The organism is Algoriphagus sp. 4150, from assembly GCF_031457395.1.
In the GTDB taxonomy this organism is placed as follows: Bacteria; Bacteroidota; Bacteroidia; order Cytophagales; family Cyclobacteriaceae; genus Algoriphagus.
In genome coordinates this window covers 179,552-197,808 of record NZ_JAVDWS010000009.1, presented here as the reverse complement: position 1 = coordinate 197,808, position 18,257 = coordinate 179,552, and the positions used below count along the sequence as shown (strand labels likewise).

General features: G+C 41.6%; 15 protein-coding genes, 1 tRNA gene and 1 rRNA gene. 4 read left to right on the top strand and 13 right to left on the bottom strand.

Annotation, left to right across the window (positions count from 1 at the left end; all coding sequences use genetic code 11):
* From J2X69_RS13550 to J2X69_RS13515, 8 genes are all read right to left on the bottom strand, one after another.
* Positions 1–81 (bottom strand): 16S ribosomal RNA (locus J2X69_RS13550); the annotation flags it as partial.
* Between the two features lie 624 nt (positions 82–705).
* Entirely contained in the window at positions 706–1,722 is a 1,017-nt protein-coding gene (locus J2X69_RS13545; protein WP_310104097.1) for a type IX secretion system membrane protein PorP/SprF, read from the bottom strand.
* Positions 1,722–4,055: a PKD domain-containing protein gene (locus tag J2X69_RS13540; RefSeq protein ID WP_310104095.1), complete on the bottom strand. Its 2,334-nt coding sequence runs from the start codon at positions 4,053–4,055 to the stop codon at positions 1,722–1,724. The genes J2X69_RS13545 and J2X69_RS13540 overlap by 1 nt, the downstream gene beginning before the upstream one ends.
* 104 nt (positions 4,056–4,159) lie before the next feature.
* Positions 4,160–5,431, bottom strand: a complete 1,272-nt coding sequence (locus tag J2X69_RS13535; RefSeq protein WP_310104093.1) for an adenylosuccinate synthase — start codon at positions 5,429–5,431, stop codon at positions 4,160–4,162.
* Positions 5,432–5,518: 87 nt separating this feature from the next.
* Positions 5,519–6,622, bottom strand: a complete 1,104-nt coding sequence (locus tag J2X69_RS13530) for a hypothetical protein (protein ID WP_310104091.1) — start codon at positions 6,620–6,622, stop codon at positions 5,519–5,521.
* 22 nt (positions 6,623–6,644) lie between these two features.
* Positions 6,645–6,986, bottom strand: a complete 342-nt coding sequence (locus tag J2X69_RS13525; RefSeq protein ID WP_310104089.1) for an STAS domain-containing protein — start codon at positions 6,984–6,986, stop codon at positions 6,645–6,647.
* Positions 6,983–7,456, bottom strand: a complete 474-nt coding sequence (locus tag J2X69_RS13520) for a transcriptional repressor (RefSeq protein WP_310104087.1) — start codon at positions 7,454–7,456, stop codon at positions 6,983–6,985. The genes J2X69_RS13525 and J2X69_RS13520 overlap by 4 nt, the downstream gene beginning before the upstream one ends.
* Before the next feature lie 54 nt (positions 7,457–7,510).
* On the bottom strand, positions 7,511–9,727 hold the full coding sequence (locus J2X69_RS13515) for a bifunctional (p)ppGpp synthetase/guanosine-3',5'-bis(diphosphate) 3'-pyrophosphohydrolase (protein WP_310104085.1): 2,217 nt from the start codon (positions 9,725–9,727) through the stop codon (positions 7,511–7,513).
* 157 nt (positions 9,728–9,884) lie between these two features.
* Between J2X69_RS13515 and J2X69_RS13510 the strand changes: the two genes are divergently transcribed.
* From J2X69_RS13510 to clpX, 4 genes are all read left to right on the top strand, one after another.
* Positions 9,885–9,966: transfer RNA gene (locus J2X69_RS13510), tRNA-Leu, on the top strand.
* Between the two features lie 92 nt (positions 9,967–10,058).
* Positions 10,059–11,384 carry a trigger factor gene (gene tig / locus J2X69_RS13505; RefSeq protein ID WP_310104083.1) on the top strand — a complete coding sequence of 442 codons (1,326 nt, stop codon included), beginning with the start codon at positions 10,059–10,061 and terminating at the stop codon, positions 11,382–11,384.
* A gap of 75 nt (positions 11,385–11,459) precedes the next feature.
* Complete coding sequence (locus tag J2X69_RS13500; RefSeq protein WP_304503149.1) at positions 11,460–12,134, top strand: ClpP family protease; 675 nt, start codon at positions 11,460–11,462, stop codon at positions 12,132–12,134.
* Positions 12,134–13,360 (top strand): ATP-dependent Clp protease ATP-binding subunit ClpX, encoded by a 1,227-nt coding sequence (gene clpX, locus J2X69_RS13495; protein ID WP_310104080.1) that lies wholly within the window; start codon positions 12,134–12,136, stop codon positions 13,358–13,360. The genes J2X69_RS13500 and clpX overlap by 1 nt, the downstream gene beginning before the upstream one ends.
* A gap of 31 nt (positions 13,361–13,391) precedes the next feature.
* Here the strand turns inward: clpX and lpxB are convergent, their stop codons facing one another.
* From lpxB to J2X69_RS13470, 5 genes are all read right to left on the bottom strand, one after another.
* A complete protein-coding gene (gene lpxB / locus J2X69_RS13490) occupies positions 13,392–14,513 on the bottom strand; it encodes a lipid-A-disaccharide synthase (RefSeq protein WP_310104078.1) in 1,122 nt (373 codons plus the stop codon).
* A gap of 24 nt (positions 14,514–14,537) precedes the next feature.
* Positions 14,538–14,957, bottom strand: coding sequence for a 6-carboxytetrahydropterin synthase (locus J2X69_RS13485; protein WP_310104075.1), 420 nt, complete (start codon positions 14,955–14,957; stop codon positions 14,538–14,540).
* Positions 14,958–15,097: 140 nt separating this feature from the next.
* Positions 15,098–17,020 (bottom strand): OmpA family protein, encoded by a 1,923-nt coding sequence (locus J2X69_RS13480; RefSeq protein WP_310104073.1) that lies wholly within the window; start codon positions 17,018–17,020, stop codon positions 15,098–15,100.
* A gap of 4 nt (positions 17,021–17,024) precedes the next feature.
* On the bottom strand, positions 17,025–17,651 hold the full coding sequence (locus J2X69_RS13475; RefSeq protein WP_310104071.1) for a 7-carboxy-7-deazaguanine synthase QueE: 627 nt from the start codon (positions 17,649–17,651) through the stop codon (positions 17,025–17,027).
* A gap of 137 nt (positions 17,652–17,788) precedes the next feature.
* A complete protein-coding gene (locus J2X69_RS13470) occupies positions 17,789–18,241 on the bottom strand; it encodes a GNAT family N-acetyltransferase (protein WP_310104069.1) in 453 nt (150 codons plus the stop codon).
* Positions 18,242–18,257: the final 16 nt, after the last annotated feature.

Sequence of the window (18,257 nt, the reverse complement as noted above, 5' to 3'; positions counted from 1 at the left end):
GAAAGATGTCTACCGTTCGACTTGCATGTATTAGGCCTGCCGCTAGCGTTCATCCTGAGCCAGGATCAAACTCTCCATTGTAAATTATCATTATTTATACACTGTCCACAAGACCGCACTAAGCAAATCCTGTAAACGTCTCCCTGTCTGTTCTCAGGTTAATTTTTTTCGTCTTACATTACTTCAAAGAACTTGGTGCCGCTCATTTGCGGCCTCTGTCAGAATGCCGAATCTTTCGATTCCCGTTCCGTTTTTTCCCCTTCTCTGCCGAAGGGAGTGCAAAGGTAAGAGAGATTTTTTAATCTGCAATACACCCTGCGAAATTTAATTTTTAAAGTTTTTCGGAGGCTTCTCTCTCCCTACTTTGTCCCCTTCCCTGCCGAAGGGTCTGCAAAGGTAAGTGATCATTTTTGACTTCCAAACCCACACGCAAAATTAATTTTTTCAATGCTTCTTTAGAGCCTTTCCTCTCTTTCCCCGACTCCGTATGCGCCGTTTGGGAGTGCAAATATCTCCCTTTTTATTTTAAGGGCAAGGCCAGACGGGAAAATAAATGCTCACAATCCATAACTAGCTGAGTACAAAAGATAAAAATTAGTAAAGAATCTATCTCCTGCTCCTAGCAAGTAATTCCATCAATTTATGTCAGGAATTCTGCCAAATTTAGACATTCAGATAGTTTCTTCTGAACAATTAGAATTCGGCTTAATATCTGAATGTGGGAAGGGGCGGATAATACTTTTTGCGAGGGTCGCGAGACGAAAAGACATATCTGACAGAAACTTCGTGGGCTCCGCCTGTCACACGCTGCCCCAACTTTGAAATAGAATAATCAAAGCTGTATCCAAAATCCAAGCCGGAGTCTAATTCGATTCCAACCAGCCCAATTAAGGATTCATTATTTGGCAAATTATACTTGGTAGGCAGACCCCGATACCAAAATCCAAGAATCAAAGGCTCGAAATAAAACTCAGCTCCAATGTCCAATTGATCAAAAACGCCTTGAGATTTATAATTAAATGCAAATGCCAGCGACCTCTCCTGATCCGTATTGTTGAAATAATCATTGATATTCCCCGGAGCAAGATTAAATCTCACTCCCCCGTGCACAGAATATTTGACCGGAAGTCTGTTTGAATTTATTTCCAAATAGCTAATCTGGGGCTTCAATAAATGAAAAGCTGAAAAACCAAACCAAAACTTATCTTCATAATATAATAGTCCCGCATTCAGGTCCGCTGCCCTCAACTGACTGTCACCGGAAAACCCCGTTCCCGGATCTCCTACTATCACTCCCTTTTCTATATCTAATTGGGTACCTAAAATAACCCTGTCAAAAAGCACATCCCTTGACAAAAAACTTCCTTGTGCTCCTACATGAAGAAACCGTTTTTCCCCCAACTGTAATCTATAGCTGTACACCAAACCAAGTTCGTCAGTCCTACTTTGGGTGAATGATTCTCTCGCACCGGATATTACTATCCCAAATCCGGAATTATACTTTTCGGAAAAATGATCTGCATAAGCAGTATATGCGATAAAACTTTGATCCAACGCAGGCCATTGATTCCGAAAGTTGACTCCCACTCTAGTAAGACCTGTACTTCCCGCCAGTGCCGGGTTCAAATAAAAGGGATTGGCATAGAACTGCGAATACTGAATGTCTTGACTGAGAACATTGGAAGCGGAAAGAAGAAAAACAAAAACAAGGAAGTTTTTCATTATCTGATCAATTTGAACTTACCTGCTTTGGTCACTTTCTCTCCGTCAACGGCGACTCCATTATATCGATACACGTAAAACCCCGCATCAAGCAGCTTGCCTTCTAACTTACCGTCCCATCCGTCGGTATTTAAATCGTCTGTTTTGAAAATCAGGTCTCCCCAAATAGTAAAGATCAAAAGCTGACCTGAAACCAACCCTTTGGATTTTGGGACAAAAAACCGGTTTTCATTATCCATAGGAGTGAAGCCAGTAGGGAACATTATTCTATAGCTTCGCAAAATTGAGACTCTTTTAATCTCTGTTGATTCACACCCCCACTGATTCGTAACGGTAAGTTTCACATCAAAAAGTCCTTTTCTACCATAACTATGGGTAGGGTTTTGCTCAGAAGAAACAGCACCATCGCCAAAATCCCAACTCCAACTTTCAGCATCCGGATTAGACTCATCTGTAAACTGGAAGACATCATGAGGGAAGAATCCCCCATCTTCCTCACCTTTCACTCCTGTTTCTTGTATTTCAAATTCGAAATCTGCCAAAAGCTCCTCTTCAAGAATTATAAGTTGAAGTGGCTGCGGGGAGGAATAACATTCTAAATCTGCATGCTTAACCTGAAGTTCATATTCACCGGAAGGTGAAACCTCCTTCATTTCATCATTCAGATAAATTTTCCCTCCACCCATTAGCTTATAAGTATAAGTGAAAGGATCGTAGTTTGAAATAATACTTGTTACATCTATCCCCTTTTCCGGGATGCACTCCACCACAGGAGAAGGAAAATCAAAATCAGGAAATCCGGGGAAACTCACTAAAACCCGAGGAGAGACTGCAGGACAATTCAAGTGGTTATACGCTTTTACCAAGTACTCCCCTTCGGCATTCGCTGTGTATTGTGATGAGACAGCCCCTTCGATGAGCTTATCATCTTGATACCACTCATAGCGATCATATACTTCATCACCTTTAGCCCTCAAAGCCACACTCTCCCCTTCGCACAACCTCACTTCTTCAATCAAATCATCGCTATCATTTAAGAAAATATTCACCGGAACAGGGGATTCCTCAATTTTCAATGTTATGGCATTGCCCCTGGAGCTTTTTCCGTAATTGTCAGTAATGCTATAATAAGCAGTCACTGTTTGGCCTGTGAACCCGGCATTTGGAACAAAACTAAAGTCCCCTCCATTTACTCCGGCCATGAATGTACCTTGAGCCAATTCTAAGGTGCCATTCTCCTCAATGCATTTTCCCCTAGCACATATATCTCCGTTTTCTTCAATATCCCCGAGTGACTTATAAAATTGTAGACATCTAATCTCACTGTTTTCATTGGGAAGGACTACTTCTTCTTCTGTGATGTAGTACTGATTCTCCTGTCCTTCACAAGCTGTAAATTCCCCGAAATCTACTCCATCCGGATTCATCAATCCCTCATCATCGGAAACTTCTACGATTAGATTTCGAATCTCGTGAATATTTGTCTCACCGCCTGTAGATGCAGCAAATCCGATTTTCAGGTTCTGGGGCGCCTCATATGTAAAAGCCGTGGCCGGGAATATGGTTATTGTTCTGGGCTCGTTTGTAACGGTAGTCACAACCATCTCAAGTTTGATTATATAGCCTACACCATTCGGGTGAGGCTCAAGCTCAAGAAAAACTTTTCTATACCCGGGCTGATTCACGTCTTCTACCCTGCCAGTTCCATGACCGCCTGAGCTCAAAGGAAACTGATAGTCCACATCCAGAGCCAGATTGGCATGCCCCGGAGAAGGGTTGTAAGTTATTTTACCATTCACAAAGTCGTAACCATTCAATCCATTCCCTCCTCTTCGTAATATTATGCTGTTGGGAAAGAAACCGGCGCTTCCTCCCAAGAATCCTCCACTTCTATTTTCTGAAGAATTACTAAAATTACCAAAGACGTCAAACCCCAGACCTAGATATGCCCCAGTCATGCCGGGCAGATTCTCTTTCTGAGCGTATCCCAAAGACCCTCCAAACCCTCCAGGTCTAAAGTTTCTGGTTTCTGCATCAAACAAAAAGACTGAAAGACCATCAGCTCCGGTTCCTCCGTACATGAAATACTCAAATGACGCTTTGATACCATAAGCCGGAGAAAACGGCATGTCTATGTAAACAAATCCACTTTGATCTCTTTCAGCATCTGTCAAACGGAGTGCTCCATTCACCAAACGTGCACTACCTCCAAACACAGTTTGTGACCCCACCGATTCTCCGTCTACAAAAGTTTCACAATAGGGAAACCCTACCTGCGAATATGTCCTGAAGGGCATAACAAAGAACACTGCCGCTAAAAGTAAAAACCTCAAATCTACGTTTGGTTTGTAATGGAACAGCCAAAATACACTTTAAACACATAGAAATAAAAAAGCCCCTGATTTTAAATCAAGGGCTTCAGGTAAGCTGAGTTTGGTTAGCGTAGAATCGTTTGGATACGATCAGGGCCTACCGAAACCAATTTGATAGGTACATTCAATTCACTTTCAAGATATTCCACATAGCCTTTCAATTCAATTGGGAAATCCTCATAAGAATGGATATTCTCCAAAGAGCAATTCCAGCCTTTCAGAGTTTTATAAACCGGAGTGACTTCCTGCTCAGTGATCTCAAAGCTCAATTTGTCAATTCTTTCTCCATCAGGCAATTCGTAGTGCGTACACACCTTAATTTCCTTGAAAATATTGAGAACATCACCTTTCATCATAAATAACTGGGTGACTCCATTGATCATGATGGAATAACGAAGAGCGGGTAAATCCAACCAACCACATCTTCTTGGTCGACCGGTAGTACTTCCAAATTCATTTCCTTCTCTTCTCATATCCTCCCCATCCCTGTCGAATAGCTCGGTAGGAAAAGGGCCACTGCCCACCCGGGTACAGTATGCCTTGAATATGCCGAAAACCTCACCGATTTTGGAAGGAGCAACTCCCAGTCCCGTACAGGCACCGGCTGTCATCGTACTGCTACTTGTCACAAATGGATAACTACCGAAATCCACATCCAAAAGAGATCCTTGAGCTCCTTCAGCCAAAATCTTTTTATTGGCATCCAACGCTTCATTAACCACATATTCGCTGTCGATTAGATTCAAGGTCTTGAAAAATTCGACTGCTGAGAAAAATTGCTCTTCCATACCCGGCAACTCGTCCAAGGGATGATTATAGAATGAAAGGGTGGTTTTATGCTTGGCAACTAAAGCTTCATATTTTTCCTTGAAATCCTGACTTAGGATATCCCCTACCCGAAGCGCAGTTCTTCCGATTTTATCCTGATAGGTTGGGCCGATTCCTTTTAGGGTAGATCCGATTTTCTTGTCTCCTTTGGATTGCTCCAATGCTGCATCCAGTAATTTATGGGTAGGGATGATAATCGTGGCTTTCTTAGAGATTACCAGATTTTTCATGTAATCAATAGAGAATTTCCCCAATCCATCTATTTCCCTCTTCAGCACAATCGGGTCGAGCACGACACCATTGCCTACTATATTAAGTATCTGTGAGCGAAAAATCCCAGATGGGATCTGATGCAGAACATGCTTTATTCCGTCAAACTCCAAGGTGTGTCCCGCATTCGGGCCCCCTTGAAAACGGGCTACAATTTCATACTCAGGCGCTAATACGTCTACTATTTTTCCTTTTCCTTCATCTCCCCACTGGAGACCTAGAAGTACATCCATCTTCATTTGATGTGCGGTCTTATCTGTTACACTTGACTTTTTGAAGCGTGAAATTTGCGATAAGCCCATAGAAAACCAAGGGAAAGGGTGTAATTATTTCGAATCAGCCAGATTGATGTTGTAATAATACATCACATCCTCATCCGGTTGATCTTTGGCTCTGAACATCAAACCATACTTGGTATTCAAGTAATCAGGTGAAATATCCGGGTTCATTTCTGTCAGGTTAAACTCTTCTGTTTTTTGAAATTCAAGGTCAAAAACTTCAATAAAATTGGAAGCATCTCTGCCTCCCCCTCCTTTTACCAGTCTGATATATTTGTCTGAACTGCCCAAATAGGTAAAATATCCATAGCGAACCTCCTCCCCCCATAACTTACCTAATTCCCATTGCAACTCACCGGAATCTACCTCATCCGAGTAATTCTGAGGCAGATCCCTTTGGGAAGGAAATGAATTAGAGCTTGAGGCAAATGTATTCTGTTCTTGAGACCTTAAGTCATAAACAAGGAAATCACTAAAAGAAGGATAACTGATAATCAGTTTATTTCCCACTACATTGAGCTGAGGTTCATCACCACCACCCATAATTAGACCCTTGTATTTTACTTTATATCTTAAATCAAAGTATTTTTCAGAATCCAAAACCACGGGTAGAAAGAACATTGAGTCCGAAGACGCTTTATATCCGGCGACCCGAATTTGATTATCATCATCAAATATAAAATACCCAACTCCAGAATCCTCATCCAAACCGTATAGTTCATGAGCAAATGAAGGTGTGGGAACAGAGATCCCTAAATATTCTGTATCTCCAAATATGCCAAACTCATGCATAAATTTCATCGATACTTCTCTAGTCAATTTATTTTGATTAAAAAACTGCTGTGGGTTCATAAAGACTATATGATCATCAGTTGTAAAAAATGATAAGACATTTCCAACTCCATATGGCCCTTGGTTTTCCATAATGTCACCATCCTTTATCCATGCGGAATCTGCTGATACAAAAATACTATCAAGTGAATGTGCGAACTTATTATAAATAACTCCTTTGCTCCGAGAAGAGTCCAATGACACAAAGTATCTGGGTTCAGCTGTTATTCCACTTTCTCCAATATGGAATTTCTTTCGCTCCGAAATCTCCAAAAAAACATCTTGCTCAGACACTTCCTTCTCCGAACAGGATATCAACAATAAAACTAGATAAAAAAGGGAATTACATTTTCTTCTTAAATTCATCCACTGATTCAAAAACCGTGAAAATATTATTCAACTTAGTGATTATCAATAGTTTTTTTACATGTTCAGAGGGTGCAGTCAAGTAAACCTCTCCATCTTTATTTCGCATCTTGGTAAGCATAGTGATCAGAAGACCTATTCCGCTAGAACTGATGTATCTGACTTCACTCAGGTCAACCACGAAATTTTTGGCACCTTCTTCCACTGCGTCCGAGACGACCTCGACCAGTTTTGGCCCCATTTCATCACCTATCAAATCACCCTGTATAAATAGGTAATGAGCCAGCTCATCCTTACTCGTATTATAAGTTAACTTCATGGAGTATCTTCTTTTCTGTTATCGCAATTCTCTTTGGTACAATTACCATACAATATCAAGGAGTGGTGTAACACTTTGAAATTCAAAATCTCACCAACAGTGTTTTGAATATTCTGTATTCTGGGATCACAGAACTCAAGCACTTGACTACAATCTGTGCAGATCAAGTGATCGTGTTGCTTGAAACCGTAAGATTTTTCGAATTGAGCCAGATTTTTGCCAAACTGATGCTTGGTCACCAAATCACATTCTACCAATAGATCCAAGGTGTTGTAAACCGTAGCCCGGCTTACACGGTAGTTCTTATTTTTCATACTGATGTAAAGTGACTCTACATCAAAATGGCCCGACCGGGTGTAAATTTCTTCGAGGATAGCGTAGCGCTCAGGAGTTTTTCGGAGCTTCTTTGTCTCAAGATAAGCTGTAAATATCTTCTTTACCTCTTCGAAGTGAGTAGTATTCAAAGGCATTTGCTGGGTATTTTTTTAAATATAACTTTTGTAAGTAAGAAAAGATTCATTGGATCAATCAAACCTTGAAACCTTCAATATTCCATCGACCTCCACCAGATTTTCAATCAGGCTATCAAGATGCTCAGTACTATGTACATACAGCTTAATTGTCCCTTCAAATATACCCGCATCTGAGTCTACCGTGATCGATCGCATATTTACTTTTAGTTCATTGGAAATCACTTTGGTCACATCATTGATAAGACCTACCCGATCTGTGCCGATAATCCGCAGCCCAGCCAAGAATGCAATTTCTTTCTGGCTAGTCCATCGGGCCTTGATTACCCTGTTGCCATGATTGGAAAGCAGCTCTAATGCATTCGGACAGGAAGTACGGTGAATCTTGATTCCTTCATTTACAGTCACAAAACCAAAAACATCATCTCCCGGAATAGGATTACAGCATTTGGCCAAAATATAATCGACCACATCCATATCCTCACCAATAAGAAGCTGATCGTGATCCGGACCTTTCAGATTTTTAATTTCCTTGGTAAAAGAAGATTCATCTCTTACCTTCTCCTGGCTTGATTTGTTATGAAGTTTTTGTGTGGCTTTAAAATCTTTGAATGATTTGATCGAAGTAGGATCGATCGCTCCTATTCCTACCCGAAAATAAAACTCATTGGCCGTCTTAAGCTCGAAAAACGCCCGAAGCTTTTCGACAGATTCAGAATTGAAATCCATCTTCATTTGCTTCATCTTACGCTGCACAATCTCTCTTCCATCTAGGATCGCAGACTTCTTATCCTCACGAAGGGCGTCCTTGATCTTAGCCTTTGCCCTGGAAGTAACGACATTATTGAGCCAGTCCTCGGTAGGCTTTTGCTTGTTGGAAGTAAGAATCTCTACCTGGTCACCATTTTTCAATTTATGGGAAATAGGCACGAGTCGCTGGTTGACTTTTGCACCTATGCACTTAGCTCCTACTTCAGTATGAATCTCAAATGCAAAATCCAAAGCGGTGGAACCAAATGGCAATACTTTCAGATCTCCCTTGGGAGTAAACACAAACACCTCGTCATGGAATAGATTTCCTCTGAAATCATCCATAAACTCTATGGCATTTCCATCATTGGACTCGAGTAAACCCCGAACTTGGGTGATCCAGTCATCTAATCCGGAATTTCCTTTTGAGTTTTCCTTATCCTTGTATTTCCAATGGGCAGCATATCCCCGCTCAGCTATCTCATCCATTCGTTCTGTACGGATCTGCACTTCCACCCATTGGCCAGTCCCACTCATTACAGTAGTGTGAAGAGATTCATAGCCATTGGACCGAGGCGTACTTATCCAATCTCTGAGTCGATCAGGATTTGGACGATAAAAGTCCGTGACAATAGAATATACCTGCCAACAATCAGCTTTTTCACTGTCAAGATCACTATTAAGAATAATACGGATCGCAAATAAGTCATACACCTCCTCGAAAGGAATTCCCTGTTTCTTCATCTTATTATAGATGGAGAAAACTGATTTGGGTCTACCTTTAATTGTGAAATCCAAACCCGTCCTTTTCAGTTCATCCTCTATTGGGAGAATAAAACTTCGGATGAATTTATTCCTATAGGACTTTGATTCGTTTATTTTGAAAACAATATCCTTGTAGGTGGCCGTATCGGTAAATTTCAGGTAAAGATCCTCTAACTCAGACTTGATCGCATACAATCCCAGCCTGTGCGCCAACGGTGCATACAGATACATGGTTTCAGAGGCAATTTTGAGTTGCTTGTGCCTCGGCATGCTGCCGAGCGTCCTCATATTATTGAGTCTATCGGCGAGCTTGATCAAAATCACCCGTACATCGTCGGAAAGCGTGAGAAGCATTTTACGGAAGTTCTCTGCCTGCTGCGAGCTTCCGTACTCAAAGACTCCTGCGATTTTGGTTAGACCGTCTATAATAGTCATCACCTTATAGCCAAACTCCCGCTCTATATCCTCAAGCTCCCATTCAGTATCCTCCACTACATCATGCAGCAAAGCCGCGACAATGGAAGTAGTGCCCAGCCCGATTTCTTCCACGCAGACCAGTGCTACCTCCAGCGGATGGTAGATGTAAGGTTCACCGGACTTGCGTCGCATGTCCTTATGTGCATCAAGCGAGACATTAAAAGCCCTTTTGATCAGCTTGGCGTCTCCATCCTTAAGAATAGGCTTCGCCTGTCTCAATAGCCTTCGGTAGCGCTTGAGTATTTCTTTTCTTTCTTCTTCTATGTCCACTTCAATCATACAGGAGGAATTTAATACAAAAATGGGGCTATAGGCTCATCTTATATCAAATGTTGAATATTTTTTTTCTTATGCTATTGCATTTTATTTATTAGTACCTACATTTGCATCCACAATTGGAATTGGAATATTTATTCCGCTCTTAATTGTGCGTATTGCGGATGTGGCGAAATTGGTAGACGCACTAGACTTAGGATCTAGCGCCGCGAGGCATGGGGGTTCGAGTCCCTCTATCCGCACAAAATACCGAACCCTCAATCACTCACCTGTCTTCAACTACAGGAAAGGGATTGGGGGTTTTTAGTTAATCTTCATTATTAAATTTTGAGCTTTGGAAATCACACAAGACAAGCATTCAGCAAATCAAGCTTCAATTAAAATTAAATTAAACGAAGCAGATTACCAACCTAAGGTAGACGCAAAACTTAAGGATTTTGCCAAAAAATCAAACATCAAAGGATTCAGACCCGGTAAGGCTCCTATGTCAATGGTGAAGAGCATGTATGGCACATCTGTACTTGTGGAAGAGATCAACGCTATACTTAGTGAATCACTGAATACTTATCTGAAAGAGCAAACTTTCAAAATCTTGGGAGATCCTCTTCCTCAAGATCAAAATGGTACAATCGACTGGAAAACTCAAAAAGACTTCGAATTTGACTATAAAATCGGATTTGTAGAATCTATAGATCTTACGCTTGACCCTAAGATCAAAGCGACAAAATACTCAATCAAAGTAGATGACAAGTTGATCAACGAAACTCTTGACAACCTAAAATCTCAATACGGAAACAGCACTAATCCTGAAGTAAGCGAAGAAGGTGACCGCATTTACGGTGACTTAAAAGCTACTGAAGGCGAATTCGAAAAGACAGTCTCTTTGGATTTGACTAAAATCACAAAAAAACTTGCAGGAAAATTCATCGGTGTAAGCAAAGAAGCTGTCGTAGAATTTGAGGCAAAGGATGTAAAAAAAGGTCAGTGGGAAGAGGCTTTCGGGCTAAGCGAAGAGGAGTCTAAGGACATAGAAGGAGCGTTGACTTTGACAGTAAAAAACATCAACAGAACAGAGACAGCCGAGATGAACCAAGAGTTCTTCGACAAGATCTTCGGTCCTGATGTAGTAAAGTCTGAAGAAGAGTTTGTCACTAAAGTACGCGAGACACTTCAAACTAATTACGACAAGGAATCCAAGGTATTCACTGAGGAAGAATTGAAGAAAGTATTGACTGAAGCAGCGAAAGTTGACCTTCCTGAAGCTTTCTTGAAAGAATGGCTGATGATCGCCAATGAAGGTAAAGTAACTGAAGAAGATATTGAGAAGGAGTTTCCTATCTACTCAAGACAATTAACGTGGTCTTTGATCTCTAACGAGATTGCTACCAAAAATGAAATCAAAGCTGAACACGACGAGGTGATCGAGAAAACCAAACAAATGGTTCGTGAGCAATTCGCAGCTTCAGGCCTTGGAGCACAGATGGAAGACAGCATGGACATGTTCGTGGACAATTACCTGAAAGGTGAAGAAGGTCAGAACTATATGAATATGCTCACTTCAATCCAGAACGAAAAAGTACTTGCTTTTGCAATGGAAAAGATAAGTTTGAAAGAAAAGGATATAAGCATCGATGAGTTCAAGGAACTTTTAGAGAAGTAAATCGCTTAAATCATCATAAAAAAGTCCTTATTAAAGGGCTTTTTTTATTTTTGCTTACCACAACAAACTCAACAGATGATTAACAAAGAAGAATTCCGTAAATACGCCATTCATAATCAAGGCGTTAGTGGTACTGCTTTTGACCAGTACACTCAACATATTGAAAACATGACTCGTTCTGTAATCGAAGAGCGACCTCAGAATTTCAGAGAGATTGACGTATTCTCAAGGTTGATCATGGACCGTATCATTTTCCTGGGCACAGGAGTAGATGATCACATTGCCAACATCATTGTAGCACAGCTACTTTTCTTAGAATCAGTGGATTCCAAGAAAGACGTACTGCTTTATGTCAATAGCCCCGGGGGATCGGTGACTGCAGGTCTTGGGATTTATGACACTATGCAGTTTATCAGCCCTGATGTAGCAACTATCTGTACCGGGATCGCTGCTTCTATGGGCGCAGTATTGCTTGCAGGTGGTGCAGCAGGAAAAAGATCTGCCCTTAAGCACTCCAGAGTGATGATACACCAGCCTTCAGGCGGCATGCAGGGAAAATCCACGGACATGGAAATTTCCCTGAAGCTTATACTATCCATGCGTGAAGAATTGTATGGTATTCTGGCTCAGCATACCGGCAAAACTCCGGAAGTGATAGAGAAAGATTCAGAAAGAGATTATTGGCTTAAGGCCGAAGAAGCGAAAGCTTATGGCCTTATCGATGAAGTATTAGTTAAAAAACCAAAATAATGGCTCAAGTTACCTGCTCCTTTTGCGGTAGAAATAAGAAAGATGTAGATCTAATGGTGTCGGGTATCTCTGCGCACATTTGTAATTTCTGCATTGATCAAGCTCACATGATTCTTGGCGAAGAAGACAAAGCCAAGAAAACAGGTGACACCAAACCAAAAATCAAGCTCAAGAAACCTAAGGAACTTACCAGCTACTTGGATCAATATGTAATTGGCCAGGAAGATGCTAAAAAAGTTTTGACGGTGGCTGTTTACAACCATTACAAGCGTCTTTTCCAAAAGGATGAAAATGATGAGGTGAAGATTGAAAAATCCAACATCATCATGGTCGGTGATACAGGAACAGGCAAAACCTATCTGGCAAAAACACTGGCTAAGACTCTGGAAGTACCTTTTTGTATCGCCGATGCGACTGTATTGACTGAAGCAGGCTACGTAGGGGAAGATGTGGAAAGTATCCTGACCAGATTGCTCCAAGCGGCGGATTACAATGTAGAAGCTGCTGAACGTGGTATTGTATACATTGACGAGTTGGATAAAATCGCAAGAAAATCTGACAATCCTTCCATTACCAGAGATGTGAGTGGAGAGGGAGTGCAGCAAGCAATGCTAAAACTTCTGGAAGGTACTGTCGTAAATGTACCACCTCAGGGAGGCCGAAAGCATCCTGACCAGAAGATGATCGCTGTGAATACTGAGAACATTCTCTTTATCTGTGGCGGAGCTTTTGATGGGATAGCCCGACACATCGGTAAGCGCCTCAACACGCAGCCGATGGGATTTAGCAAAGCTGCTGCGGATGCAGTGGCTGACCGTGAAAACCTATTGCAATATGTGACAGCTCAGGATTTGAAAGCCTTTGGCTTGATCCCGGAATTGATCGGGCGACTTCCTGTATTGACTCACTTGGATCCTCTACATGCAGATGCATTAAAAAGAATCCTTACAGAGCCTAAGAATGCTTTGGTGAAGCAGTATGCCAAGTTGCTTAATTACGAAGGAGTCAAAGTCACATTCGAAGAAAGTGGAATTGACTTTATCGTGGAAAAAGCAGTGGAATTCAATCTGGGAGCAAGAGGATTGAGATCAATTTGCGAAGCAATCATCACTGATGCGATGTATGATATCCCATCAGATGATTCTATCAAAGAACTGGTCATCGATGCGAAATATGCCCACGAAAAATTTGACAAATCTAAATTTAAGCGACTACAGGTCGCCTAATAACAAAACCCTGTTTCACTCGAAGCAGGGTTTATTTTTTTCCAAGACTTTCCAAAATAAGTCCTGCGGCAGTGTCTGAAGCAGAACTCTCTCCGATTTGCTCCTTGATCAAATCATACCCCTGCAACATTTGCCCCCTATACACTTGATTTCCGAGAATCTGCTGCAGCTCAGCTTTCAGATTAGGAATGGAGAAATCATGCTGAATAAGCTCCTTTACCACTTCTTTATCGGCGATTAAATTGACCAAGGAAATATAAGGCACCCGGATCAAATTCTTGGCTATTGCATAAGAAACAGAACTCGTACGGTAAACAACCACCTGCGGCACTCTAAAAAGAGCAGTTTCCAAGGTAGCAGTACCTGATGTGACCACCGCAGCTATCGCATGTGAGAGCAAATCATAAGTCTGATCAAAAATCACCCGAATGCCTGCGTCAATTCCCCTCCGGTAAATACCTGTCCCGAGATCCCCCACTCCGGCAATTACAAACTGGGCATTAGGAAATTCTTTGACCAAAGCGATCATCCGATCCAGCATGGCGTTAATCTCTTGGGCTCTACTGCCGGGTAAAAGCGCAATAATAGGCTGATAGCTCAGTTCATTCTTTTGGAAAAAAAACTCGTGGGGGACAAATTTAGAAATCTCATCCAAGAGAGGATTGCCTACATAATGTACTTGAAGGTCATATTTTTTGAAAAAATCCGGTTCAAAAGGTAAGATTGAATAAATCCGATCTGTAAAAGCTTTAAGCTTTAATGCCCTTTTCTGATTCCAAGCCCATACTTTCGGAGGGATATAGTAATGGACGGGGATATTGTTTTCCTTAGCGAAAGCGGCAATTTTCATGTTGAACCCACCGTAATCTACAAGAATGATCGCATCAGGTTGATAAGAAGCAATGTCGTTCTTAACCAGCTTAAGGTATTTCATCACCTTCCGGAAACCCAGCATCACCTCCAAAAATCCCATCAGAGCAACTTCCGCATAATCTACAGCCAGCTCAACCCCAGCCTCTCTGGAATAGGATCCACCCATCCCACGAATAGCCAGATTGGAATCTTGAGCCAGAAGTGATCTCACCAGATTAGAAGCATGCAGATCTCCTGATCGTTCGCCGGAGATGATGTAGAGTTTTTTAAACAATTTCAAATTTTAAATTTCAAATTTAGGCTATCACTCCCCATAATACTCCACAAAATTCCTTGGAGTCTCGTACAAGGTAAGTTTGTGCAATCCTCCATGGGAAGTAATCGCATTCACGGCAGGCTCTAGAATCTTCCAGAATTCCATAATAAGGTTCTCGCAACTGGCCAATTTCCCTTCCATAAAATCCACATCTACGTTCAGGTTTTTATGATCCACTTTCTCAATCACCAAATCACGGATGATGGTGCTGAGTTTCTTGAGATCCACTACGAATCCTGTGTCAGGGTCAGGCAAGCCTTTTACCGTCACAATCAGTTCAAAATTGTGCCCATGCCAGTTCATATTGGCGCAGGGTCCAAAGACTTCTATATTTTTATCATCTGACCACTTCGGATTCCAAAGCTTATGGGCTGCATTGAAGTGTTCTTTTCTACAAACGTAAATCATCTCATATAGTAATTGGCGACAAAGTTAACCAGAAGATGCGGAATATGGAATTCGCTTGTGCTGTAAGGAGATTAGAAAATCGGGATCTGGGATTAAGGAGGAAACTATACTCCTCTTCGAATAGCTACGTACAAAGTTCACTATAGCACTTTAATGGTAATCCGCCTATTCAAGGCTTGATTTTGCGAACTGCTGTTAGGTACCATTGGTTCCTTGTCTCCTTTCCCCTCTACAAGCACGCGGCCATGATGAAACCCATTGCTGACCAGGTACTCTTGTACACTCTTGGCCCGCTGCAAACTGAGATTCTGATTATAGTTTGCACTACCTACATTATCCGTATGCCCTGTGATCAAAATATTCACATTGGGATTCTCAGATAAAAATTTAACCAGTCTTTTCAGGGATGAAATTGATTCTGATTTCAAGCTGTACTGATCAAATTCAAAAAACACATTTTCAAAAACAAATTCCTCTCCCGGAGCCACAGGCACCAGCTCCACTTTCAAATCTTTTACATTCTTGATATTATCCCGCTCCACATTATATATTTTGGGAATAAAGCCTTTTTTCTCCACGTACAATCCGGAGATCGCCTTATCAGGATAAAGCATTGTGAATGCACCGGTCTTGCCATCGGCCTTGAATCTGTACAACGTGCTGTCATTAGTCAATGACACCAGTGACAAGGTAGCGTCAATAGGGTCACCTGTTTTTGAATTAAACACTCCTCCTTCTGTAACAGTCAAATTCTCCCCCAAAGAGATCTCAGAAGGAAATTTGAATCTGTACAATAACGAGCGGTCATTTGCTCTTTCAGAAGTGGTCAACTCGGTGAAATAGGCATAATCCTTTTGTGCAGTTATAAATAACCCGACCTGATCCAGTTGATCATTGATGGGTAAGCCTAGGTTTTCAGGTGTGGTAAATTCTCCGTTTACCACTTTTGAAAGATGTATATCCATACCGCCAAAGCCCGGATGACCATTGGACGAGAAGAAAAGTATCTCATTATTGAAAAACATAAACGGTGAGATCTCGTCTTTTGGCGTATTCACAACGTTTCCGAGGTTTTTTGCCTCAGACCAAGTTGCATCATTTTGCATGACGCTATACCAAATATCATTTCCTCCGTACCCGCCTTTCCTATTTGAAGAGAAAAACAATATCCTGCCATCGGCAGAAAGAGAAGGCTGGGAATCCCATGATCTGGAATTGACATTTTTTCCCATATTTCGGGGACGTTGCCACATTCCATTCACCTTGTAGGCTATATACAGATCGCAGCTCCCTTCAGAATCAGGTGCATCACAGGAAGTAAAGATGAGGATATTCCCATCTGCGGTAATTGTACATGTCCCTTCGTTGTAGGGAGAGTTGATAGCCTGAGCCACACTTTGAGGCTTTGACCAATCACCCTCGGGAGACACAAAGGACATAAAAATATCCTCCTTGTCATTATTACCGGTACCATCTCTTTTGGTGAAAAGAATCTGCTGCCCATCTGCTGTCAGTACAGGGAAATATTGAAGCTGAAATTCATTGAGTGGCGAGGGTAATATTTCCTTTTCGATCTGACGGTCATTCCCCAATTGTCCTGCCAAAAAATCCATCTGCTCCTTCATCTCCAAATAATTGGACAAGCGACGGAATGATGCATCAAACAATGGATCAGTAGCTACAAATTCATTGTAGGCATCTTGAAATCTCCCCTGCTTCAAATACACATGGGAAAGTACCCAGCCCATATCTGCCCGAAGTTTTTGAGTCGCATTTTTTCCTGACAGGCGGGCCTTGCCAGCCAGAGCGGTAGCTTCAGCCTCTTCAAACTCACCCTTGGTAATCCGGAGTTGAGTCAGTTTCACATAAGCTTCCAAAAATAATGCTTCCCGCTTAATTGCATCTTGATATTTGCCAATTGCCGCATCATATTGCCTAGTAAGCGTAAGTTCTTCAGCCTCCTTATACATCTTGATAGCCTTGGCATCAATGACCGAATAGTCTTGAGCTTTCGCAAAAGAAAAGGATAAAAAAAGAAGAATTCCGACTATAGCAGGGCGCATGGACTTAAGGTATGTCCATAAATTTATGAGTTTGAAGCGATATTTTCCATTTTGGGTGATTTTTTGCAAAATCAATGATGATCGGAGTGAACTTCCCGGCTTTGCTCCACTCGGGCTGAAGACGCAATTCACAGGTAGATTTCACCAGTAACGCATGCTCTTCGGCAAAAGAAAAATCACTCTGGTGGAAAACTACCACTTTCAATTCATCTGCCTCTGCATAGATCGAAGAATGTGGTTTTTTGAATTTCTTTGGAGAAAAACAAACCCAATCAAAATCTCCCGAGAATGGATAAGCACCTGAAGTTTCAATGTTGGTAGTAAACCCCTTTTCTTTCAAAAGTGCTGTCAACGGCCCCAGCTCATACATCAAGGGCTCTCCACCGGTGATCACGACCAACCTTCCCGGATAAGCCAAAGCTTCTTCAACGATCCTTTCGATGGAAAGAACAGGCCACTTGCCCGAATCCCATGATTCCTTGACATCACACCAGACACATCCCACATCACAGCCCCCAAGCCGGATAAAATAAGCAGGATACCCCGAAAATCTCCCTTCTCCCTGTATGGTATAAAAAGCCTCCATTACCGGAAGCTGAATTCCTTGCGCTACTGCTGCTTCTATATTCATCTGAATTTTTGATAAAGCGGGCAATTGAACCGCTGGGTGAATTAAGCCGCAAAGGTAGGGATTTTGAATTGGAAAATTGAATATTGGAAAATTGAAAGATTAACTCCGACATTTTTCATCCTTCGAATTCTGAACTTTTACAATCTTTTCATCATCACAATCCGATAATCATCCACAGTACCTTTTCTGATTACTTCCACAATCTTAAACTCTCTTTGTAACCCGAAGTTGATCATTGGAGGAAGTCGATTTCTGGTTTTAAAGAATATTTCTTCGAACCCATTATTTCTTGCCCAATCTTCCTGATACTCTGCCAGAGCAGTAGCCACACCACCTCTTCTAAACTCTGGGATGATACCACCCATCCATGAATAAAAGACCTTGGGTTTGTCACTTTGATACCCAACCTTAAACCCTATCAATTCATCTTCTACCACAGCTACCAACGATAACTGCCTCTTGTCTTCCAATCTTTTTCTGTAAAAATCCAAATCACCCCTACCTCCAAATTCCGGGATACGCATATGCACCCAAAACAATTCCTCAAGAGAAGCTTTACGAACTACGACTTCCAATGAATCACTTTTCATTATGTTGAAAATTTAA

Coding starts and splice junctions, on each gene's coding strand:
- J2X69_RS13545 (WP_310104097.1), bottom strand. CDS start 1,722: ATGAAAAACTTCCTTGTTTTTGTTTTTCTTCTTTCCGCTTCCAATGTT.
- J2X69_RS13535 (WP_310104093.1), bottom strand. CDS start 5,431: ATGAAGATGGATGTACTTCTAGGTCTCCAGTGGGGAGATGAAGGAAAA.
- J2X69_RS13525 (WP_310104089.1), bottom strand. CDS start 6,986: ATGAAGTTAACTTATAATACGAGTAAGGATGAGCTGGCTCATTACCTA.
- J2X69_RS13520 (WP_310104087.1), bottom strand. CDS start 7,456: ATGCCTTTGAATACTACTCACTTCGAAGAGGTAAAGAAGATATTTACA.
- J2X69_RS13515 (WP_310104085.1), bottom strand. CDS start 9,727: ATGATTGAAGTGGACATAGAAGAAGAAAGAAAAGAAATACTCAAGCGC.
- J2X69_RS13500 (WP_304503149.1), top strand. CDS start 11,460: ATGATTAACAAAGAAGAATTCCGTAAATACGCCATTCATAATCAAGGC.
- clpX (WP_310104080.1), top strand. CDS start 12,134: ATGGCTCAAGTTACCTGCTCCTTTTGCGGTAGAAATAAGAAAGATGTA.
- J2X69_RS13485 (WP_310104075.1), bottom strand. CDS start 14,957: ATGATTTACGTTTGTAGAAAAGAACACTTCAATGCAGCCCATAAGCTT.
- J2X69_RS13480 (WP_310104073.1), bottom strand. CDS start 17,020: ATGCGCCCTGCTATAGTCGGAATTCTTCTTTTTTTATCCTTTTCTTTT.
- J2X69_RS13475 (WP_310104071.1), bottom strand. CDS start 17,651: ATGAATATAGAAGCAGCAGTAGCGCAAGGAATTCAGCTTCCGGTAATG.
- J2X69_RS13470 (WP_310104069.1), bottom strand. CDS start 18,241: ATGAAAAGTGATTCATTGGAAGTCGTAGTTCGTAAAGCTTCTCTTGAG.